Origin of the sequence: Bradyrhizobium sp. IC4060 (assembly GCF_020193715.1) — a bacterium.
Lineage (GTDB): Bacteria > Pseudomonadota > Alphaproteobacteria > Rhizobiales > Xanthobacteraceae > Bradyrhizobium > Bradyrhizobium yuanmingense.
Map to the genome: position 1 here is coordinate 1 of NZ_JADYVJ010000033.1, position 13,597 is coordinate 13,597.

12 protein-coding genes are annotated in these 13,597 nt (G+C 64.4%); 3 read left to right on the forward strand and 9 right to left on the reverse strand.

What is annotated here, in order from left to right; translation table 11 throughout:
* Positions 1-170: 170 nt before the first annotated feature.
* The 5 genes from I6F16_RS36840 to I6F16_RS36860 all read right to left on the reverse strand — a co-directional run bounded on the left by I6F16_RS36840 (position 171) and on the right by I6F16_RS36860 (position 7,623).
* Positions 171-794 (reverse strand): flavin reductase family protein, encoded by a 624-nt coding sequence (locus I6F16_RS36840; RefSeq protein WP_036024785.1) that lies wholly within the window; start codon positions 792-794, stop codon positions 171-173.
* A 176-nt stretch (positions 795-970) separates the two neighbouring features.
* A complete protein-coding gene (locus tag I6F16_RS36845) occupies positions 971-1,570 on the reverse strand; it encodes a TetR/AcrR family transcriptional regulator (protein WP_036013870.1) in 600 nt (199 codons plus the stop codon).
* 33 nt (positions 1,571-1,603) lie between these two features.
* Complete coding sequence (locus tag I6F16_RS36850) at positions 1,604-4,741, reverse strand: efflux RND transporter permease subunit (RefSeq protein WP_057026238.1); 3,138 nt, start codon at positions 4,739-4,741, stop codon at positions 1,604-1,606.
* A gap of 222 nt (positions 4,742-4,963) precedes the next feature.
* Positions 4,964-6,070 (reverse strand): efflux RND transporter periplasmic adaptor subunit, encoded by a 1,107-nt coding sequence (locus I6F16_RS36855; protein WP_225115080.1) that lies wholly within the window; start codon positions 6,068-6,070, stop codon positions 4,964-4,966.
* Positions 6,071-6,291: 221 nt separating this feature from the next.
* Positions 6,292-7,623, reverse strand: a complete 1,332-nt coding sequence (locus I6F16_RS36860) for an MFS transporter (RefSeq protein ID WP_225174699.1) — start codon at positions 7,621-7,623, stop codon at positions 6,292-6,294.
* Positions 7,624-7,702: 79 nt separating this feature from the next.
* On the opposite strand from I6F16_RS36860, the gene I6F16_RS36865 reads away from it, so the two are divergent.
* A complete protein-coding gene (locus I6F16_RS36865; RefSeq protein ID WP_225115082.1) occupies positions 7,703-8,146 on the forward strand; it encodes a DUF2809 domain-containing protein in 444 nt (147 codons plus the stop codon).
* 83 nt (positions 8,147-8,229) lie between these two features.
* Here the strand turns inward: I6F16_RS36865 and I6F16_RS36870 are convergent, their stop codons facing one another.
* The 3 genes from I6F16_RS36870 to I6F16_RS36880 all read right to left on the reverse strand — a co-directional run bounded on the left by I6F16_RS36870 (position 8,230) and on the right by I6F16_RS36880 (position 10,107).
* A complete protein-coding gene (locus tag I6F16_RS36870) occupies positions 8,230-9,390 on the reverse strand; it encodes a crosslink repair DNA glycosylase YcaQ family protein (protein WP_057026236.1) in 1,161 nt (386 codons plus the stop codon).
* 113 nt (positions 9,391-9,503) lie between these two features.
* Positions 9,504-9,752, reverse strand: coding sequence for a hypothetical protein (locus I6F16_RS36875; protein ID WP_036013887.1), 249 nt, complete (start codon positions 9,750-9,752; stop codon positions 9,504-9,506).
* Between the two features lie 118 nt (positions 9,753-9,870).
* Entirely contained in the window at positions 9,871-10,107 is a 237-nt protein-coding gene (locus I6F16_RS36880; protein WP_036013890.1) for a hypothetical protein, read from the reverse strand.
* Between the two features lie 372 nt (positions 10,108-10,479).
* Here I6F16_RS36880 and I6F16_RS36885 point away from each other — a divergent pair, with 372 nt between their 5' ends.
* Complete coding sequence (locus tag I6F16_RS36885; protein WP_225115083.1) at positions 10,480-11,121, forward strand: OmpA family protein; 642 nt, start codon at positions 10,480-10,482, stop codon at positions 11,119-11,121.
* A gap of 55 nt (positions 11,122-11,176) precedes the next feature.
* Here the strand turns inward: I6F16_RS36885 and I6F16_RS36890 are convergent, their stop codons facing one another.
* A complete protein-coding gene (locus I6F16_RS36890) occupies positions 11,177-12,466 on the reverse strand; it encodes a glycosyltransferase family 39 protein (protein WP_225115085.1) in 1,290 nt (429 codons plus the stop codon).
* A gap of 191 nt (positions 12,467-12,657) precedes the next feature.
* Between I6F16_RS36890 and I6F16_RS36895 the strand changes: the two genes are divergently transcribed.
* Positions 12,658-13,359 (forward strand): FecR domain-containing protein, encoded by a 702-nt coding sequence (locus I6F16_RS36895; protein ID WP_225115084.1) that lies wholly within the window; start codon positions 12,658-12,660, stop codon positions 13,357-13,359.
* Positions 13,360-13,597 lie beyond the last annotated feature (238 nt).

Genomic DNA, 13,597 nt, shown 5'->3' on the forward strand with positions numbered 1-13,597 from the left:
GGGTGCAGTTCCGGGAGGGGGAAATGCGGAAATTGTCTCTCGACGTCATTCCGGGGCGCGCGAAGCGCGAACCCGGAATCCATCGTGCAGCAGCGTCGGTGGAGGAATGGATTCCGGGCTCGCGCCTGACGGCGCCCCGGAATGACGATGTAGAGGCAGTGTACCCCGACCTAATCCGGCCGAACCATCTCGAACATGTTCTCCGGCTTGATCTCGAAATAATCGCCGCGCCGGCCGGCGCGGACGATGGGGCGGGCGGCGGCGGTCTGGTAGACACCGTCCTTGATCAAGGCCTTGTCGATGTGGACGGCGACGACTTCGCCGAGCGTCAGCCAGGCGTCGGCCTCCTTGCCATTGGCGCCCTTGAGGCGGACGATGTCGGACACCTTGCACTCGAAGGCGACGGGGCTCTCGCCGACGCGCGGGACATTGACGAGCTTGCCGGGCACGGCGGTGAGGCCCGCGACCTCGAACTCGTCGACCTCAGGGGCGACATGCGCCGCGGTCGCGTTCATGTGCTTGGCGAGATCCATCGTCGTCAGATTCCAGACGAACTCGCCGGTCTGCTGCATGTTCTCCACCGTGTCCTTCCAGTTGGTCGAGGAGAAGCCGATGATCGGCGGCACGTAGCAGAACGCGTTGAAGAAGCTGTAGGGCGCGAGGTTGACGTGGCCCCTGGCGTCGCGCGAGGAGATCCAGCCGATCGGCCGCGGCGCGATGATGGCGTTGAAGGGGTCGTGCTTGAGTCCGTGGCCCTTGGAGGGTTCGTAGAAGTACAGGTCTTTGTCGGTCACGCGCTGCTTCCTTTCGTCATTGCGAGCGCAGCGAAGCAATCCAGAATCCCTCCGCGGAGACGGTCTGGATTGCTTCGCTGCGCTCGCAATGACGGAGTTTGTGGGTCCGTCCCGGTCCGCCTCCGGCGGTCGTGCCGGGGCGATCAGTCTGCTTATAGGAGAAAACGCCCCGCCCGTCAGTGGCGCGGCGACAGACCCGCGATGACGAAATCGATCATCTGGTCGATGGTCGGGCCCGGCTTGGTGGCGCATTGGGCGATCATCTGGGGGTGGAAGAAGCGGATCATCGCGGTGCAGGCGCACAGCGAGGCCAGTTGCAGGTCCGGCGCCTCGAACTCGCCGGAGGCGACGCCTTGCGCGATCATCTGGCCGATGACGCCGGCGATGCACTCCATATGGGCGACGCAGACCTCCCAGTCCTCCTCCATCGCGATCGCGACCATCTCGTGCAGCTTGTTGTCGCCGACATAGCGCTCGGTGTTCATGCGATTGATGGTGATGAGCAGCTCGCGGAAGCGCGGCAGCACCGGACCGGGCCTTGCCACGATCCGCTGCGCCTCCAGCTCGACCTCGCCCATCAGCGAGCGGGCCACCGCCTGATGGATCGCCTTCTTCGATTCGAAGAAGCGATACACGTTGGCGGGGCTCATCCTGAGCTCCTTGGCGATGTCGCCGACGGTCGTCTTCTGGTAGCCGATCTGGCGGAACAGCCGCTCGGCCACCTCGAGGATGCGATCCCGGGTGTCGACTTCGATATGTTCCGAAACAAGGGCCATCAGTCAGGACTCGCTGGTCAACAGTCTTCTCATCTATTCAGCCGCTTCGGCAAGCGGAATTGCGTGCGGGTCATCGCTCCCATGCTGCGGCGCGGCCGGCTGCTCGGGCGTTCCGGCCTCGTCCAGGCTCTTGCGGAACCACAGGGCGTAGAGGCCCGGCAGGTACAGCAGCGTCAGGAAGGTCGCGACGAACAGGCCGCCCATGATGGTGATCGCCATCGGGCCCCAGAAGGCCGAGCGCGTCAGCGGGATCATGGCGAGAATGGCGGCGAGCGCCGTCAGCACCACCGGCCGGGCACGGCGGACGGTCGCCTCGACGATCGCCTCGCGCCGGGTCAGGCCGTGGCTGACGTCGGTCTCGATCTGGTCGACCAGGATGACCGTGTTGCGCATGATCATGCCGGCGAGCGCGATTAGGCCGAGCAACGCCACGAAGCCGAACGGGGCATTGGCGACGTTGAGGCCAAGCGAGGCACCGACGATGCCGAGCGGCGCGGTCAGGAACACCAGGATCAGGCGTGAGAAGCTCTGCAGCTGGATCATCAGCAGCGTCAGCATCACCATGACCATCACCGGGAAGAGGATGAAGATCGAGGCGTTGCCCTTGGCGGATTCCTCGAACGCGCCGCCCGGCTCGATCCGGTAGGCCGGCTCGAGGTGATCCTTGATCGCCTTCAGCTTCGGCGTGATCTGGTTGGTGACATCAGGGGCCTGCACGCCGTCGACAACGTCGGAGCGCACGGTGATCGCCATGTCGCGGTTGCGCCGCCACATGATCGGCTCCTCATGGGCATATTCAATTCGAGCGATCTGCTGCAGCGGCACGGCGACGCCGTTGCGCGAGGTGATGGTGAGATCGCCGACGCCGCCGAGGTCGAGGCGCTCGGACGGGATCGCGCGGGCGACCACGCCGACCTTCTCGATGCCGTCGCGCACGGTTGTGACCTGCGAGCCCGAGATCAGCATCGCCAGCGCCTGCGAGACGTCCTGCGGGGTCAGGCCCATGGCGCGGGCGCGGTCCTGGTCGACGACGAGCTTGAGGTAGGGCGACTGCTCGTTCCAGTCGAGCTGGACGTCCTTGACGCTCTTGTTCTCCCGCATGACGTCGCGGACCTGATAGGCGATCTCGCGGACCTTGTTGGCGTCGGGGCCGATCACGCGGAACTGCACGGGGAAGCCGACCGGCGGACCGAAATTGAAGCGGTCGACGCGCACGCGGGCCTCGGTCAGGAAGCCCTCGGCGGCCGCGGTCTCGATCTTGGCCTTGATGCGCTCGCGCGCCTCGACCCCCTTGGCAACGATGACGATCTCGGCAAAGGCCTCGTTCGGAAGCTGCGGGTTGAGGCCGAGCCAGAAGCGCGGCGAGCCCTGGCCGACATAGGCGGTATAGGTCTCGATGTCCTTGTCGTCCTTGAGCAGCGTCTCAGCCTTCTTCACCGCCTTCTCGGTGACGTTGAAGGCGGTGCCTTCCGGAAGGCGCAGCTGCAGGAACAGCTCGGGGCGCTCCGAGAGCGGGAAGAACTGCTGCTGGACCTGGCCGAAGCCGACGATCGAGGCGGCGAAGACGCCGACGGTCGCGACCACCACGGTGATGCGGTGGTTGACGCACCATTTCACGATGGCGCGCAGGCCGCGGTACATGCGGGTCTCGTAGACCGCATGCGGATCATGGTTGTGGTGCGCCTTCATCTCGGGCAGCAGCTTGACGCCGATATAGGGCGTGAAGATCACCGCTACGAACCAGGAGGCGACCAGCGCGATTGCCACGATCCAGAATATGCTGCCGGCATATTCGCCGACCGCGGAATTGGCAAAGCCGATGGGGAGGAAGCCAGCGGCCGTGACCAGCGTTCCCGTGAGCATCGGAAACGCAGTTGATTCCCAGGCAAAGGACGCCGCACGCATGCGGTCCCAGCCCTGCTCCATCTTCACCACCATCATCTCGACCGCGATGATGGCGTCGTCGACGAGCAGGCCGAGCGCGATGATCAGCGCGCCGAGCGTGATGCGGTGCAGGTCGAGCGACATCGTGTTCATGACGATGAAGACGATGCCGAGCACCAGGGGCACCGACAGCGCGACCACGATGCCGGTGCGCCAGCCGAGCGCCAGGAACGAGACGAACAGCACGATGACGAGCGCTTCCATGAAGGAGTGCACGAACTCGCCGACGGCGTGCTCGACCACCTTGGGCTGATCGGCAATCAGCTTGACGTCGACGCCCTGCGGCACGGCCTTCATGAAGTCGGCCGTCGCCTTCTCGACCTCCTTGCCGAGATCCAGGATGTTGGCGCCCTTGGCGGTGACGACGCCGATGCCGATGGCGGGCTTGCCTTCCTGGCGCACGACGAAGCTCGGCGGATCGACATAGCCGTGAGTGACGGTGGCGATATCGCCGAGACGGAACACGCGGCCGTTGCTCTCGACCGGCGTTTCGGCGACGGCCTTGGCACCGTCGAGCGCGCCGGTGACGCGCAGCGGCACGCGCTGCGAGGAGGTCTCGACCGTGCCGGCCGGCGTCACGTTGTTCTGCTTGGCGAGCGAATCGAACAGCGCCTGCGGCGTGATGCCCAGCGTGGCGAGCTTGGCGTGGCTGAACTCGACGAAAATGCGCTCATCCTGGTTGCCGTAGACGTCGACCTTGGTCACGCCGGGCACCTTGAGCAGGCGCTGGCGAAAACCTTCGGAGACCTTCTTGAGCTGGGCATAATCGGCGCCGTCGCCGGTCATCATGTAGAGGATGGAATCGACGTCGGAGAACTCGTCGTTGACGACGGGCCCAAGAATGCCGGACGGCAGCTGGCCCTGCACGTCGACCAGCTTCTTGCGCAGGAGATAGAAGAGGTAGGGCACGTCCTTCGGCGGCGTGTTGTCGCGGAAGGTGACCTGGAGCGCGGTGAAGGCGGGCTTGGAATAGGTCTGCACCTTCTCGAAATAGGGCAGCTCCTGGATCTTCTTCTCGATGGGATCGGCAACCTGGGTCTGCATTTCCTGCGCGGTCGCGCCGGGCCAGATCACGGAGACGTTGACCACCTTCACCGTGAAGAACGGATCCTCGGCACGGCCGAGCTTCTCATAGGAGAAGAAGCCGGCGACGCCGAGGATGATCATCAGGAAGAGCACCAGCGTCGGATGGCTGACGGCCCAGGCCGAAAGGTTGAAGCGCTTCATCGCACTCTCCGAAAGACGATCCAGTTGCAAACAACGACAGCCGCTCTGCTCAAACAGTCGTCGCGAGGCAGCGAAGCAATCCAGGGGGCTGGGCAGGTTCTGGATCGCTTCGCCGCTTCAGCCTTTGCTTAGGGACAAAGGCCGAAACTCACCTCACACGACGTAACTCACTTCTCTTGTCATTCCGGGATGGTCCGAAGGACTAGACTTTCAAACGACGGATCAGAACGACAAGGACGACACGATCCGCACCCGCTGGCCGGGATCGAGCTTCTGCACGCCGAGCGCAACGATCTTGGCGCCCTCTTCGACGCCGCCGGTGATGACGACGTCCTTGCTCTCGTAGGACTTCACCATGACCGGCTTGAGGGTGACGCCACCGTTGTCGTCGACGACGTAGAAGGAGGGCTTGCCGCCTTCGTTGAAGAGCGCCGACAGCGGCAACCGCGCGACGCGCTCGGTCGCGGCATCCGACAGCGTCAGCGTCGCCGTCATGCCGAGCGCGACCTTGTCGTCGGCCTCGGGCAGCGAGAACTTTGCCAGATAGGTGCGCGTGGCGGGATCGGCTGCCGGCGCGATCTCGCGCAGCTTGGCCGTGTATTTCTTGTTCGGCTCGGACCAGAGAGTGACGCTGGCGACGCCCGACTTGGCGCGTCCGACCAGCGTCTCAGGGATAGCGACGACCGCTTCCTTCTCGGCAAAGCGGGCGACACGGATCGAAGCCTGGCCCGCGGCAACCACCTGGCCGGGCTCGATCAGCGTTGCGGTGACGACGCCGCGGGCGTCGGCGTTGAGCGTCGCGTAGGAAAGGGAATTCTTGGTCAACTCGACCGAGCGCTCGGCGCGGTTCAAGCGCGCACGGGCTTCATCGGCGGCGGCGCGGCTCTGGTCGAGCTGGGCGTCCGTGGTCCAGCCCTTGGCCTTGAGGTCCTTGGCGCGCTGCTCGGCGGCGGCGGCCTGGGCCAGCACGCCGGTTGCGGCGGTCTGCTCGGCAACGGCCTGCTCGGCCTGGAGCTTCAGGTCGACCTCGTCGAGGGTGGCGAGCGGCTGGCCGACTTCGACTGTCTGGCCCACTTCGACGAGGCGTTTGGCAACCTTGCCGGCGACGCGGAAGCCGAGATCGCTCTCGATCCTGGGACGGATAGTGCCGACGAAGCTGCGCTCCGGGGTCTCGGCAGCGTAATGGGCGGTTGCCACCAGAACCGGCCGCGGCGGCTCGGCCTTCTCGGCGACGGTATCATTGCACCCTGCCAGCGAAACGGCCATCAGGGCGAGCGCGGCTCCTGCGAAAAGCTTGGAATAGCTCGACAAAATCGACCGGACGAACATCGAAGGACACTCCTGCATCTCGACCGAGAGGAATTTCGACTGTTCACTGATAAAAGTCAATAATCGTCAGTCATCAGGAATGCGTGATCGTGAAGGAGTGGTAAGGAGGGATAGGCTTGGCCGCGAGGTGTTATTGTAGGGTGGGCAAAGCGGAGCGTGCCCACCAGAACCGCTCTGCGGCGAAGATGGTGGGTACAGCGCGCGACGTGCGTGCCCCCCCCTCACCCCCCCTGGTCGGCGAATTCGTGCTTGCTGTCGTGTCCGCCGACGAACACCAGGATGCCCGCGATCAACGGCAGCACGGCGAGCACCAAGAGGCCCGTCGAGGTCTGGCCCGTGGCTTCCTTGACCCAGCCGATCAGGTACGGCCCGCCGAAGCCGGCGAGATTGCCGATCGAGTTGATCAGCGCGATGGCGCCTGCGGCCGCCGTGCCGGACAGCCAGGCGGTCGGCAGGGTCCAGAACACACCGAAGCAGCAGAACACGCCGATCGCGGCCACTGTCAGCGCCACCATCGTCAGCGTGGGATCGGTGAGATAGGAGGAGATGCCGAGCGCGACTGCGGTGAGCAGCAGGGGCGCGCCGACATGCATGACGCGCTCGCGGCTCGCATCCGAATGCCTCGCCCACAGGATCATGGCGATGGTGCCGAACAGATACGGGACCGCAGTGACGAATCCGGTTTGGGCGTTGGTGAGGCCGAACGCCTTGACGATCTGCGGCAGCCAGAACTGCATGCCATAGAGCGCGCCGACGAAGCCGAAATAGACCAGGCTGAGCGCGATCACCTTCGGCGAAGACAGCGCCTCGCCGAGCGAGAAATGCTTCACCGCCTGCTTGGCCGCGATCTCCGCATCCAGCTTGGCCTTCAGCCAAGCCTTCTGCTCGGCCGAGAGCCAGTCCGCCTTCTCCGGCTTGTCGGTGAGATAGAACCAGGTGACGATGCCGAGCAGCACCGATGGGATGCCCTCGATGATGAACAGCCACTGCCAGCCTTTCAGGCCCATCATGCCGTCGAGCCCGAGCAACAGGCCCGAGATCGGCGCGCCGATCACGGTCGAGACCGGCACCGCGATGGCGAAGGCCGCAAGAAAGCGGGCGCGATATTCGGCCGGATACCAATAGGTGAGATAGAGGATGATCCCGGGGAAGAAGCCGGCCTCGGCGACGCCGAGCAGGAAGCGCAGGACGTAGAAGCTGGTGACCCCGCTGACCACCGCCATCAGCGCCGAGATGATGCCCCAGGTCACCATGATGCGGGCGATCCAGCGGCTCGCGCCGAATTTCTCCAGCGCGAGGTTGCTCGGCACTTCGAAGATGAAATAGCCGATGAAGAAGATGCCGGCACCCCAGGAGTAGATCAGCGGGGTGAACTTCAGGTCCGCATTCATGGTGAGCGCGGCGAAGCCAAGATTGACGCGGTCGAGATAGGAGAAGAAGTAGGCCAGCACCAGGAACGGAATCAGGCGCCAGGAGATGGCGCGGATGGTCGAGGTTTCGATGTCCGACTTGGTGGCACCGGTGGAACCGGCATAGGTCGTGGTCTGGCTCATGGCTTCCCCCGGGGTTGTTGCTTTTTTCGGGTCTGCGGCCGTTTTCAGCATCGCGAGCAAAGAGTCAATGGAGCAAGCAATGCACGAGACGCAGCCGGGCACGCCTGTTGCGCCTCTACGGACCTCACTGATCCGCGCTGCTTTCGCGCTCGCAGTGATTGCCTGTGGGCTGTCCCTTCGCTGGTACGGCTTCCCGCTCGGCCTGCCTGCGTTCATCGTGAAGTACGGCGGCTCGCTGCTGTGGGCGACGATGGTGTTTCTGCTGGCAGGAGTCGTGCTGCCGCGGCTGACACGGAGCCAGCTCGCAGCCATCGCGATAGTGATCGCGGCAGTCGTCGAGTTCTCCCGCCTGATGCATACTCCCTGGCTCGATGCGTTCCGCCTCACCACCGCCGGCGCGTTGCTGCTCGGCCGCATCTTCTCGCTTTGGAATTTGCTGGCCTATGCGGTTGGGATTGCGTTTGGCATGTGGATCGATCGCGTTGCCATGCGCGGTCCCGTAGGGTGGGCAAAGGCGCCGTAGCGCCGTGCCCACGTCTCGTCATCGAATAGGCAAAACGTGGGCACGCTTCGCTTTGCCCACCCTACAAGACTGCCGTCGGAGCCTCACTCCGCGAGCTGAAACCGTTCGAAACGGTCGAGCTCCTCCTCGATCACGCGCTTCAGCTCCTTGCGGCCCGCCGTCTTCCTGCCCTGCCCGACCCAGGTCCATTTCTGCATCAACAGCTTCTTGTTCTGCCGATCGGTCTTGAGATCGAGCGCGGCGACGATCTCGTCTCCGACCAGTACGGGCAGCGCGAAATAGCCGAGCTTGCGCTTGGCTTTCGGCACATAAGCTTCGAACAGGTGGTTGTAGCCGAAGATGAGGTTGGTGCGCTTGCGCTGGATGATCAGGGGATCGAACGGCGAGAGGATGTGGACGAGATCGGGCGACACCTCATGCGGCTCAAGCGCTGCGGGCGAAGCCCAGTGCTCCTGCTTACCGGCGCCCTCGATCGCGACGGGCACGAGCTCGCCGCGGCGGACGCGCGAGGCGATCAGGCGCGCGACCGGCTTCTTGCTGGGCGCATCGAGATGGCAGACCGAATCGAGGCTGACCACGCCCTGCGAGCGCAACGCGCGGTCGAGCAGATAGGCCGTGATCTCGCTTGCCGGCGCCGGCTTCGGCAGCCTGTCCCAGCCGAAATGACGCGTCGTCAGCTCGTAGGTCTTGAGCATGCCTTGGCGCGCGCTGATGGTGACCGCCCCGGTATAGAAGGCGAGCTGCAGCGCCCGCTTCGAGGGCTTGCGGCTCTGCCACAGATGCTCCTTCTCGACGAGCACGTCGTCGTCAATGTCACGGATCGTCAGCGGCCCGCCGCGCAGCAGCCGCATCACCTTGCGCGTGTCGGCCGGCTTCACCGCGGCGAACCATTTGTGCCCCTCGCGGCGGTGCTCGCGCATCGCCGGCAGGAAGAAGCGGAAGTCGTTCGCCGGCACGTAGGAGAGCGCGTGCGTCCAGTACTCGAACACGGTCTTGTCGACACTCTGGGCGTGGCGCAGATCGGCGCGGCGATAGGACGGGATCCGGCTGAACAGGATGTGGTGATGGCAACGCTCGATGACGTTGATGGTGTCGATCTGCACATAGCCGAGATGGGCGACGGCGGCCGAGACGGCCTCTGCGCCTTCGCCAAACGGAGCGCGGTCGGTCAGCCGCTGGGCATGCAGCCAGATCTGCCGGGCCTGTGTCGTCGAGAGCGGAAGCGGTTTGGACGTGCGGGGCATTGCAGCGTGCAATGTAGCGGGATTCGCCGCGAGGCAAAGAAGCAGGGACGCGAAAAAGCCGCGCTGCCATCTGCTGCCAGCGCGGCCATGACGTGTGGGGATCAGGCGGAAGCCTACTTCTTCATCGCCATCGACTTCTCGGCGTTCATATAGTGCTTGCATGCTCCACGCATGTTGCCCTTGCTCATGTCGGAATTGGCCGCGGCCATCGACTTCCTCGCCGCGATCTTGGCGGGCGTGTCTTCGCCGCCCATGCCGGCAACGAGCTTTGCCATGTTTGCACTGGTGCACGCCATCTTGGCGGCGGATGCGGGGGACAGAGCAAGTGCGGCGAATGCCGTCGCGAGCAACAGGGTCTTCATCAAGTTCTCTCCTCGAGTAGGCAGCCGGCCTGATGCCGGCCAACGCACCGCCATTCTTCAGCCACAAGTTTGCAGGGAAAAGACAATTTCGTTGCTGCGCTGCAGTGATACCCGCTTTTCAGCGTGCGGCTTTTGGGCGCTCCCCGACGCTGCCGGTGGCGACCTCCGGGTCGCAGATGGCCTTGCCACGTCCTTCTGCCTGGCAGCGATAGACACTGCCGGTGAGGCGATCGACCAGCCAGACGTTCTCGTCGGTCGGCCCTTCGAGCCCGACATAGCGGGAGGTCATCCCGGTGATCAGTGTCGAGAGCAGGATGGCCACCGCGATCATCGCCGCACCGATATAGATGGGCATTGCGTTCAGAGTCACTGTCCGATCCGGCGGGCCGCTGCGATGGAATTGATAGTCGCGCTGATAGTCACTTGGCCTCGGCACAGGACGGAACTCGGCTCCCCTCGCGTCAAATTATCGAATGATTGAAGTGTGTTAGGCGGACATCTGGACGAATTCTTGTTCGCGGGCGGGCGGTGAGGCGACGCCTTTGCGACGTTCGGGTTTCCCGGAACCCAATACGGCCGGCTCTAAGCAAACTGTGAATGATCGAACCGGACCACAGTGCCCTCGGCTCGCCGTTTCGAATGTGACCAAGATCACATCAGAGCTGTTGAACCTGCCCTACGCTCGCAGCATCAAATCGCCATCAGGCGTAACAGCGAGGATACCACCATGACCCATTTCAATAAGTCTTTTGGACTGACGGCGATCACCCTGACAGCCGTCCTGTCGATGACGGCCGGCCTTGCGCTGGCTGGCGACAACAACATCTCCGCCGGCCAGATCGTCGATGCGCTGAAGCCGAAGCCGGCGACCCGCGGCCTGTCCGTTGGCCCCCAGACCGATACGACCGTGCAGGCCAAGGAGGCGACCTTCCTGAACACCGTGCGCAACCGCTCGACCCGGTCGCTCTCGACAGGCGAGCGCGAGCAGATCGCCGAGCTCGCTGCCACCAAGCCGAAGATCGATCTGGAGATCCAGTTCGACTACAACTCGGCCGACATCGCCAAGACCTCGATGGCCTCGGTGCAGGCGCTCGGCAAGGCGCTGTCCGATCCGGCGCTGAAGGGCTCGACCTTCGTGGTCGCCGGCCACACCGACGCGACCGGTGGCGAAGCATACAATCAAGGTCTCTCCGAACGGCGCGCCGACACCATCAAGAAGTACCTGATGCAGAATTACGGCCTCAACGGCAACGATCTCGTCACCGTCGGCTACGGCGAGACGAAGCTGAAGGATGCCGCCAACGGCGCTGACGCCATGAACCGCCGGGTCCAGGTCGTGAACATGGACACCAAGACCGCAGCGAAGTGACTCTCGTCCCCTGAGTTAAGACACGCCGCCTGCCGCAGCCCGGCGGGCGGCGAAATCATATCCAGCTTTGGAACAGCATCAGCCGGTTGAATCCCCCCATCGAGGTGCCGACGAAGGCCGCGGAAATCGGCAGCATCACCGCAAAGCCGGCCGCCGCGACGCCGACATAAGCCCACAACAGCCAGCGCGGCAGACCCTCGCGGCGCAGCACATAGACCAGTGCCAGGGACGCCGCGGTCGCGGCCGGCAGATAGTAATAGATGAAGCCCAGCGTGCGCGGCAGCAACGCCCAGGCGAGCCAGGGACCGAAATAGAATGTGGCGATCAGGAATGCATCCCAGCGCCGCGCCACGATGAAATCGCGCAGCACCATGGCGAGTGCAGGCAGAGCCGGCCACAGCACGAGCGGATTGCCGAGGAAGACGATCGCGGCGATGTGGTCCTCCGCGGTCTTGTCGAACAGGAACCAGACCGGGCGCGCGAGCAGCGGCCAGGACGGCCATGCGCTCATATAGGTGTGGCCGGCGATGGCCGTCGTGGTGTTGTCGGCAAAGATCCGCCGCTGCGCCTCGATCAAGTCCGGCAGCGATAACCCGTAGAGCGGAACGAAGGCGGCAAGATAAGCCAATGCCGGCAGGACGGCGAAGCAGAGCGCGACATGATGCAGCTTCAGGCCGGGCCAAAGCTCCGGCCGATACCAGTCGTCCGGCTTCGCGTCGGCGAACAGCGTATGCCAGCCCTGCATCAGGCGGATCACCGCAACAATGACGATGCAGACGCCGAGCGGGAACAGGCCGCTCCATTTACACGCGGCCGCAAGGCCGAACAGGCTGCCCGCCACCGCGAACAGCGCTTGCGGCCGCTCTCTGCGAAACCCATGCATGAAGGCGGCGGTGGCGAGCAGGCCGAAGCCGAGCGCAAAGACATCGAGCATCGCGATGCGCGCCTGGACGTACAGCATCTGGTTGAAGGCTGCGATCAGCGCGGCGGCGATCGCCGGCCCCTGCGCGGCGAACAACGCGAGTCCGCACAGATAGATCGCGACGATCGCGAGCGCGCCGAACAAGGTCGCGGGATAACGCCATCCAAGCGCGTTGTCGCCGAACGTTGCGATCGATGCCGCGATCATCTCCTTGGCCAGCGGCGGATGCATCGGATTGAGCATCGGCTGCGACATCGCGGGCGTCAGCATCTGGCGCGCCGCCGGCACGTAATGCACCTCATCGAACACGAATTTTTCCGGCGTGACGACGCCGATCAACAGCGCCAGATGCGCGATCAGGAAGATCGCGACAGCAATCACTGCACTCCGCGACACCTCAGGAACCGCAGGCAATTCGCGCATCTTTTGTGGGGCTGTCTTGCGTGGCAAATTGGCTTCACCGCGGAGAAAAATAAACTGCTTCCCGTCATTGAACGCATTCTGCCGCAACTGTCACTAAGCATGACGCAGGTCCTGCGCCGCTTGTGATAATTCCGCCACATCAGAAGCGCGCGCGATCCGGTACGATCAGGGACACATCGATCGGTTGCGAAATGAATTTGCGTTTTTGCCTTTTCTCCACACTGCTCACGGCCGCAATCTGTGCGGCATTCGGCGCCGAAGCGCAGACGCGCGTCGGCCAGGCTGTCGTCATTCAGAACGAAGTGGTGCGCGTCGCCGCGACCACGACGCCGATCAATGTCGGCGACAGCATGCTGCGCGACGAGACCGTGCGAACCGGCGCCGACAGCGCGGCGCGTTTCGTGATGGCCGACAGCACCAATCTATCACTGGGGCCGAGCGCCACGCTGAAGCTCGACCGCACCGTCTTCAACGACGAGCACAGCTATCGTGACGTCGCGATCCGCATGACCACCGGCGCCTTCCGCTTCGTCACCGGACGCTCCGACAAGGCCGCCTACAAGATCACAACACCGCTCGCCACCATCGGCGTGCGCGGCACCACGCTCGACATTCTCTCGCAGCGCGGGCGCTCCGTCGTTGTGCTTCAGGACGGCGCGGCCAGCGTGTGCACGAGGAGCGCCCAGTGCGTGCAACTCACCCAGCCCGGCGACACCGCCATCATCACCTCGACTGGCGGCAAGGTGAGCATCACCAAGAGCAACACGCCGCCCTGGACCTTCGCCGCCAATTGCGCCGCGAGCGCCGGGTTGTGCGCAGTCAACCAGTATGCCGGCGCCTCGCCGACCATCACGCCTGCCGTCGAGGACGACGCCATGCTGTGCGGGCGCTGACGATGGCGAAATTCACCGTTCGGCGCCTCATCCTTGCCGCTGCGCTGGCCGCATCTGCGGCGTTTGCGCTCGTCACGTTCGATGCCCGCCCGGCGGCTGCACAGGCCTCGGAGTGCGGGTCCGAGTGCGGTGAACCAGAGCCCACTCCGTCCCCAACCTATTCGCCGTCGCCATATCCGTACCCGACCTATTCCCCGTCGCCGAATCCCTCGCCCACGCCGACCCCCTCCCCATCGCC

Bases quoted from the DNA above. Each gene is read 5' to 3' on its own strand.
- I6F16_RS36885 (WP_225115083.1), top strand. From the start codon at position 10,480: ATGACCCATTTCAATAAGTCTTTTGGACTGACGGCGATCACCCTGACA.
- I6F16_RS36860 (WP_225174699.1), bottom strand. From the start codon at position 7,623: ATGAGCCAGACCACGACCTATGCCGGTTCCACCGGTGCCACCAAGTCG.
- I6F16_RS36845 (WP_036013870.1), bottom strand. From the start codon at position 1,570: ATGGCCCTTGTTTCGGAACATATCGAAGTCGACACCCGGGATCGCATC.
- I6F16_RS36890 (WP_225115085.1), bottom strand. From the start codon at position 12,466: ATGCGCGAATTGCCTGCGGTTCCTGAGGTGTCGCGGAGTGCAGTGATT.
- I6F16_RS36865 (WP_225115082.1), top strand. From the start codon at position 7,703: ATGCACGAGACGCAGCCGGGCACGCCTGTTGCGCCTCTACGGACCTCA.
- I6F16_RS36850 (WP_057026238.1), bottom strand. From the start codon at position 4,741: ATGAAGCGCTTCAACCTTTCGGCCTGGGCCGTCAGCCATCCGACGCTG.
- I6F16_RS36895 (WP_225115084.1), top strand. From the start codon at position 12,658: ATGAATTTGCGTTTTTGCCTTTTCTCCACACTGCTCACGGCCGCAATC.
- I6F16_RS36880 (WP_036013890.1), bottom strand. From the start codon at position 10,107: ATGCCCATCTATATCGGTGCGGCGATGATCGCGGTGGCCATCCTGCTC.
- I6F16_RS36870 (WP_057026236.1), bottom strand. From the start codon at position 9,390: ATGCCCCGCACGTCCAAACCGCTTCCGCTCTCGACGACACAGGCCCGG.
- I6F16_RS36875 (WP_036013887.1), bottom strand. From the start codon at position 9,752: ATGAAGACCCTGTTGCTCGCGACGGCATTCGCCGCACTTGCTCTGTCC.
- I6F16_RS36855 (WP_225115080.1), bottom strand. From the start codon at position 6,070: ATGTTCGTCCGGTCGATTTTGTCGAGCTATTCCAAGCTTTTCGCAGGA.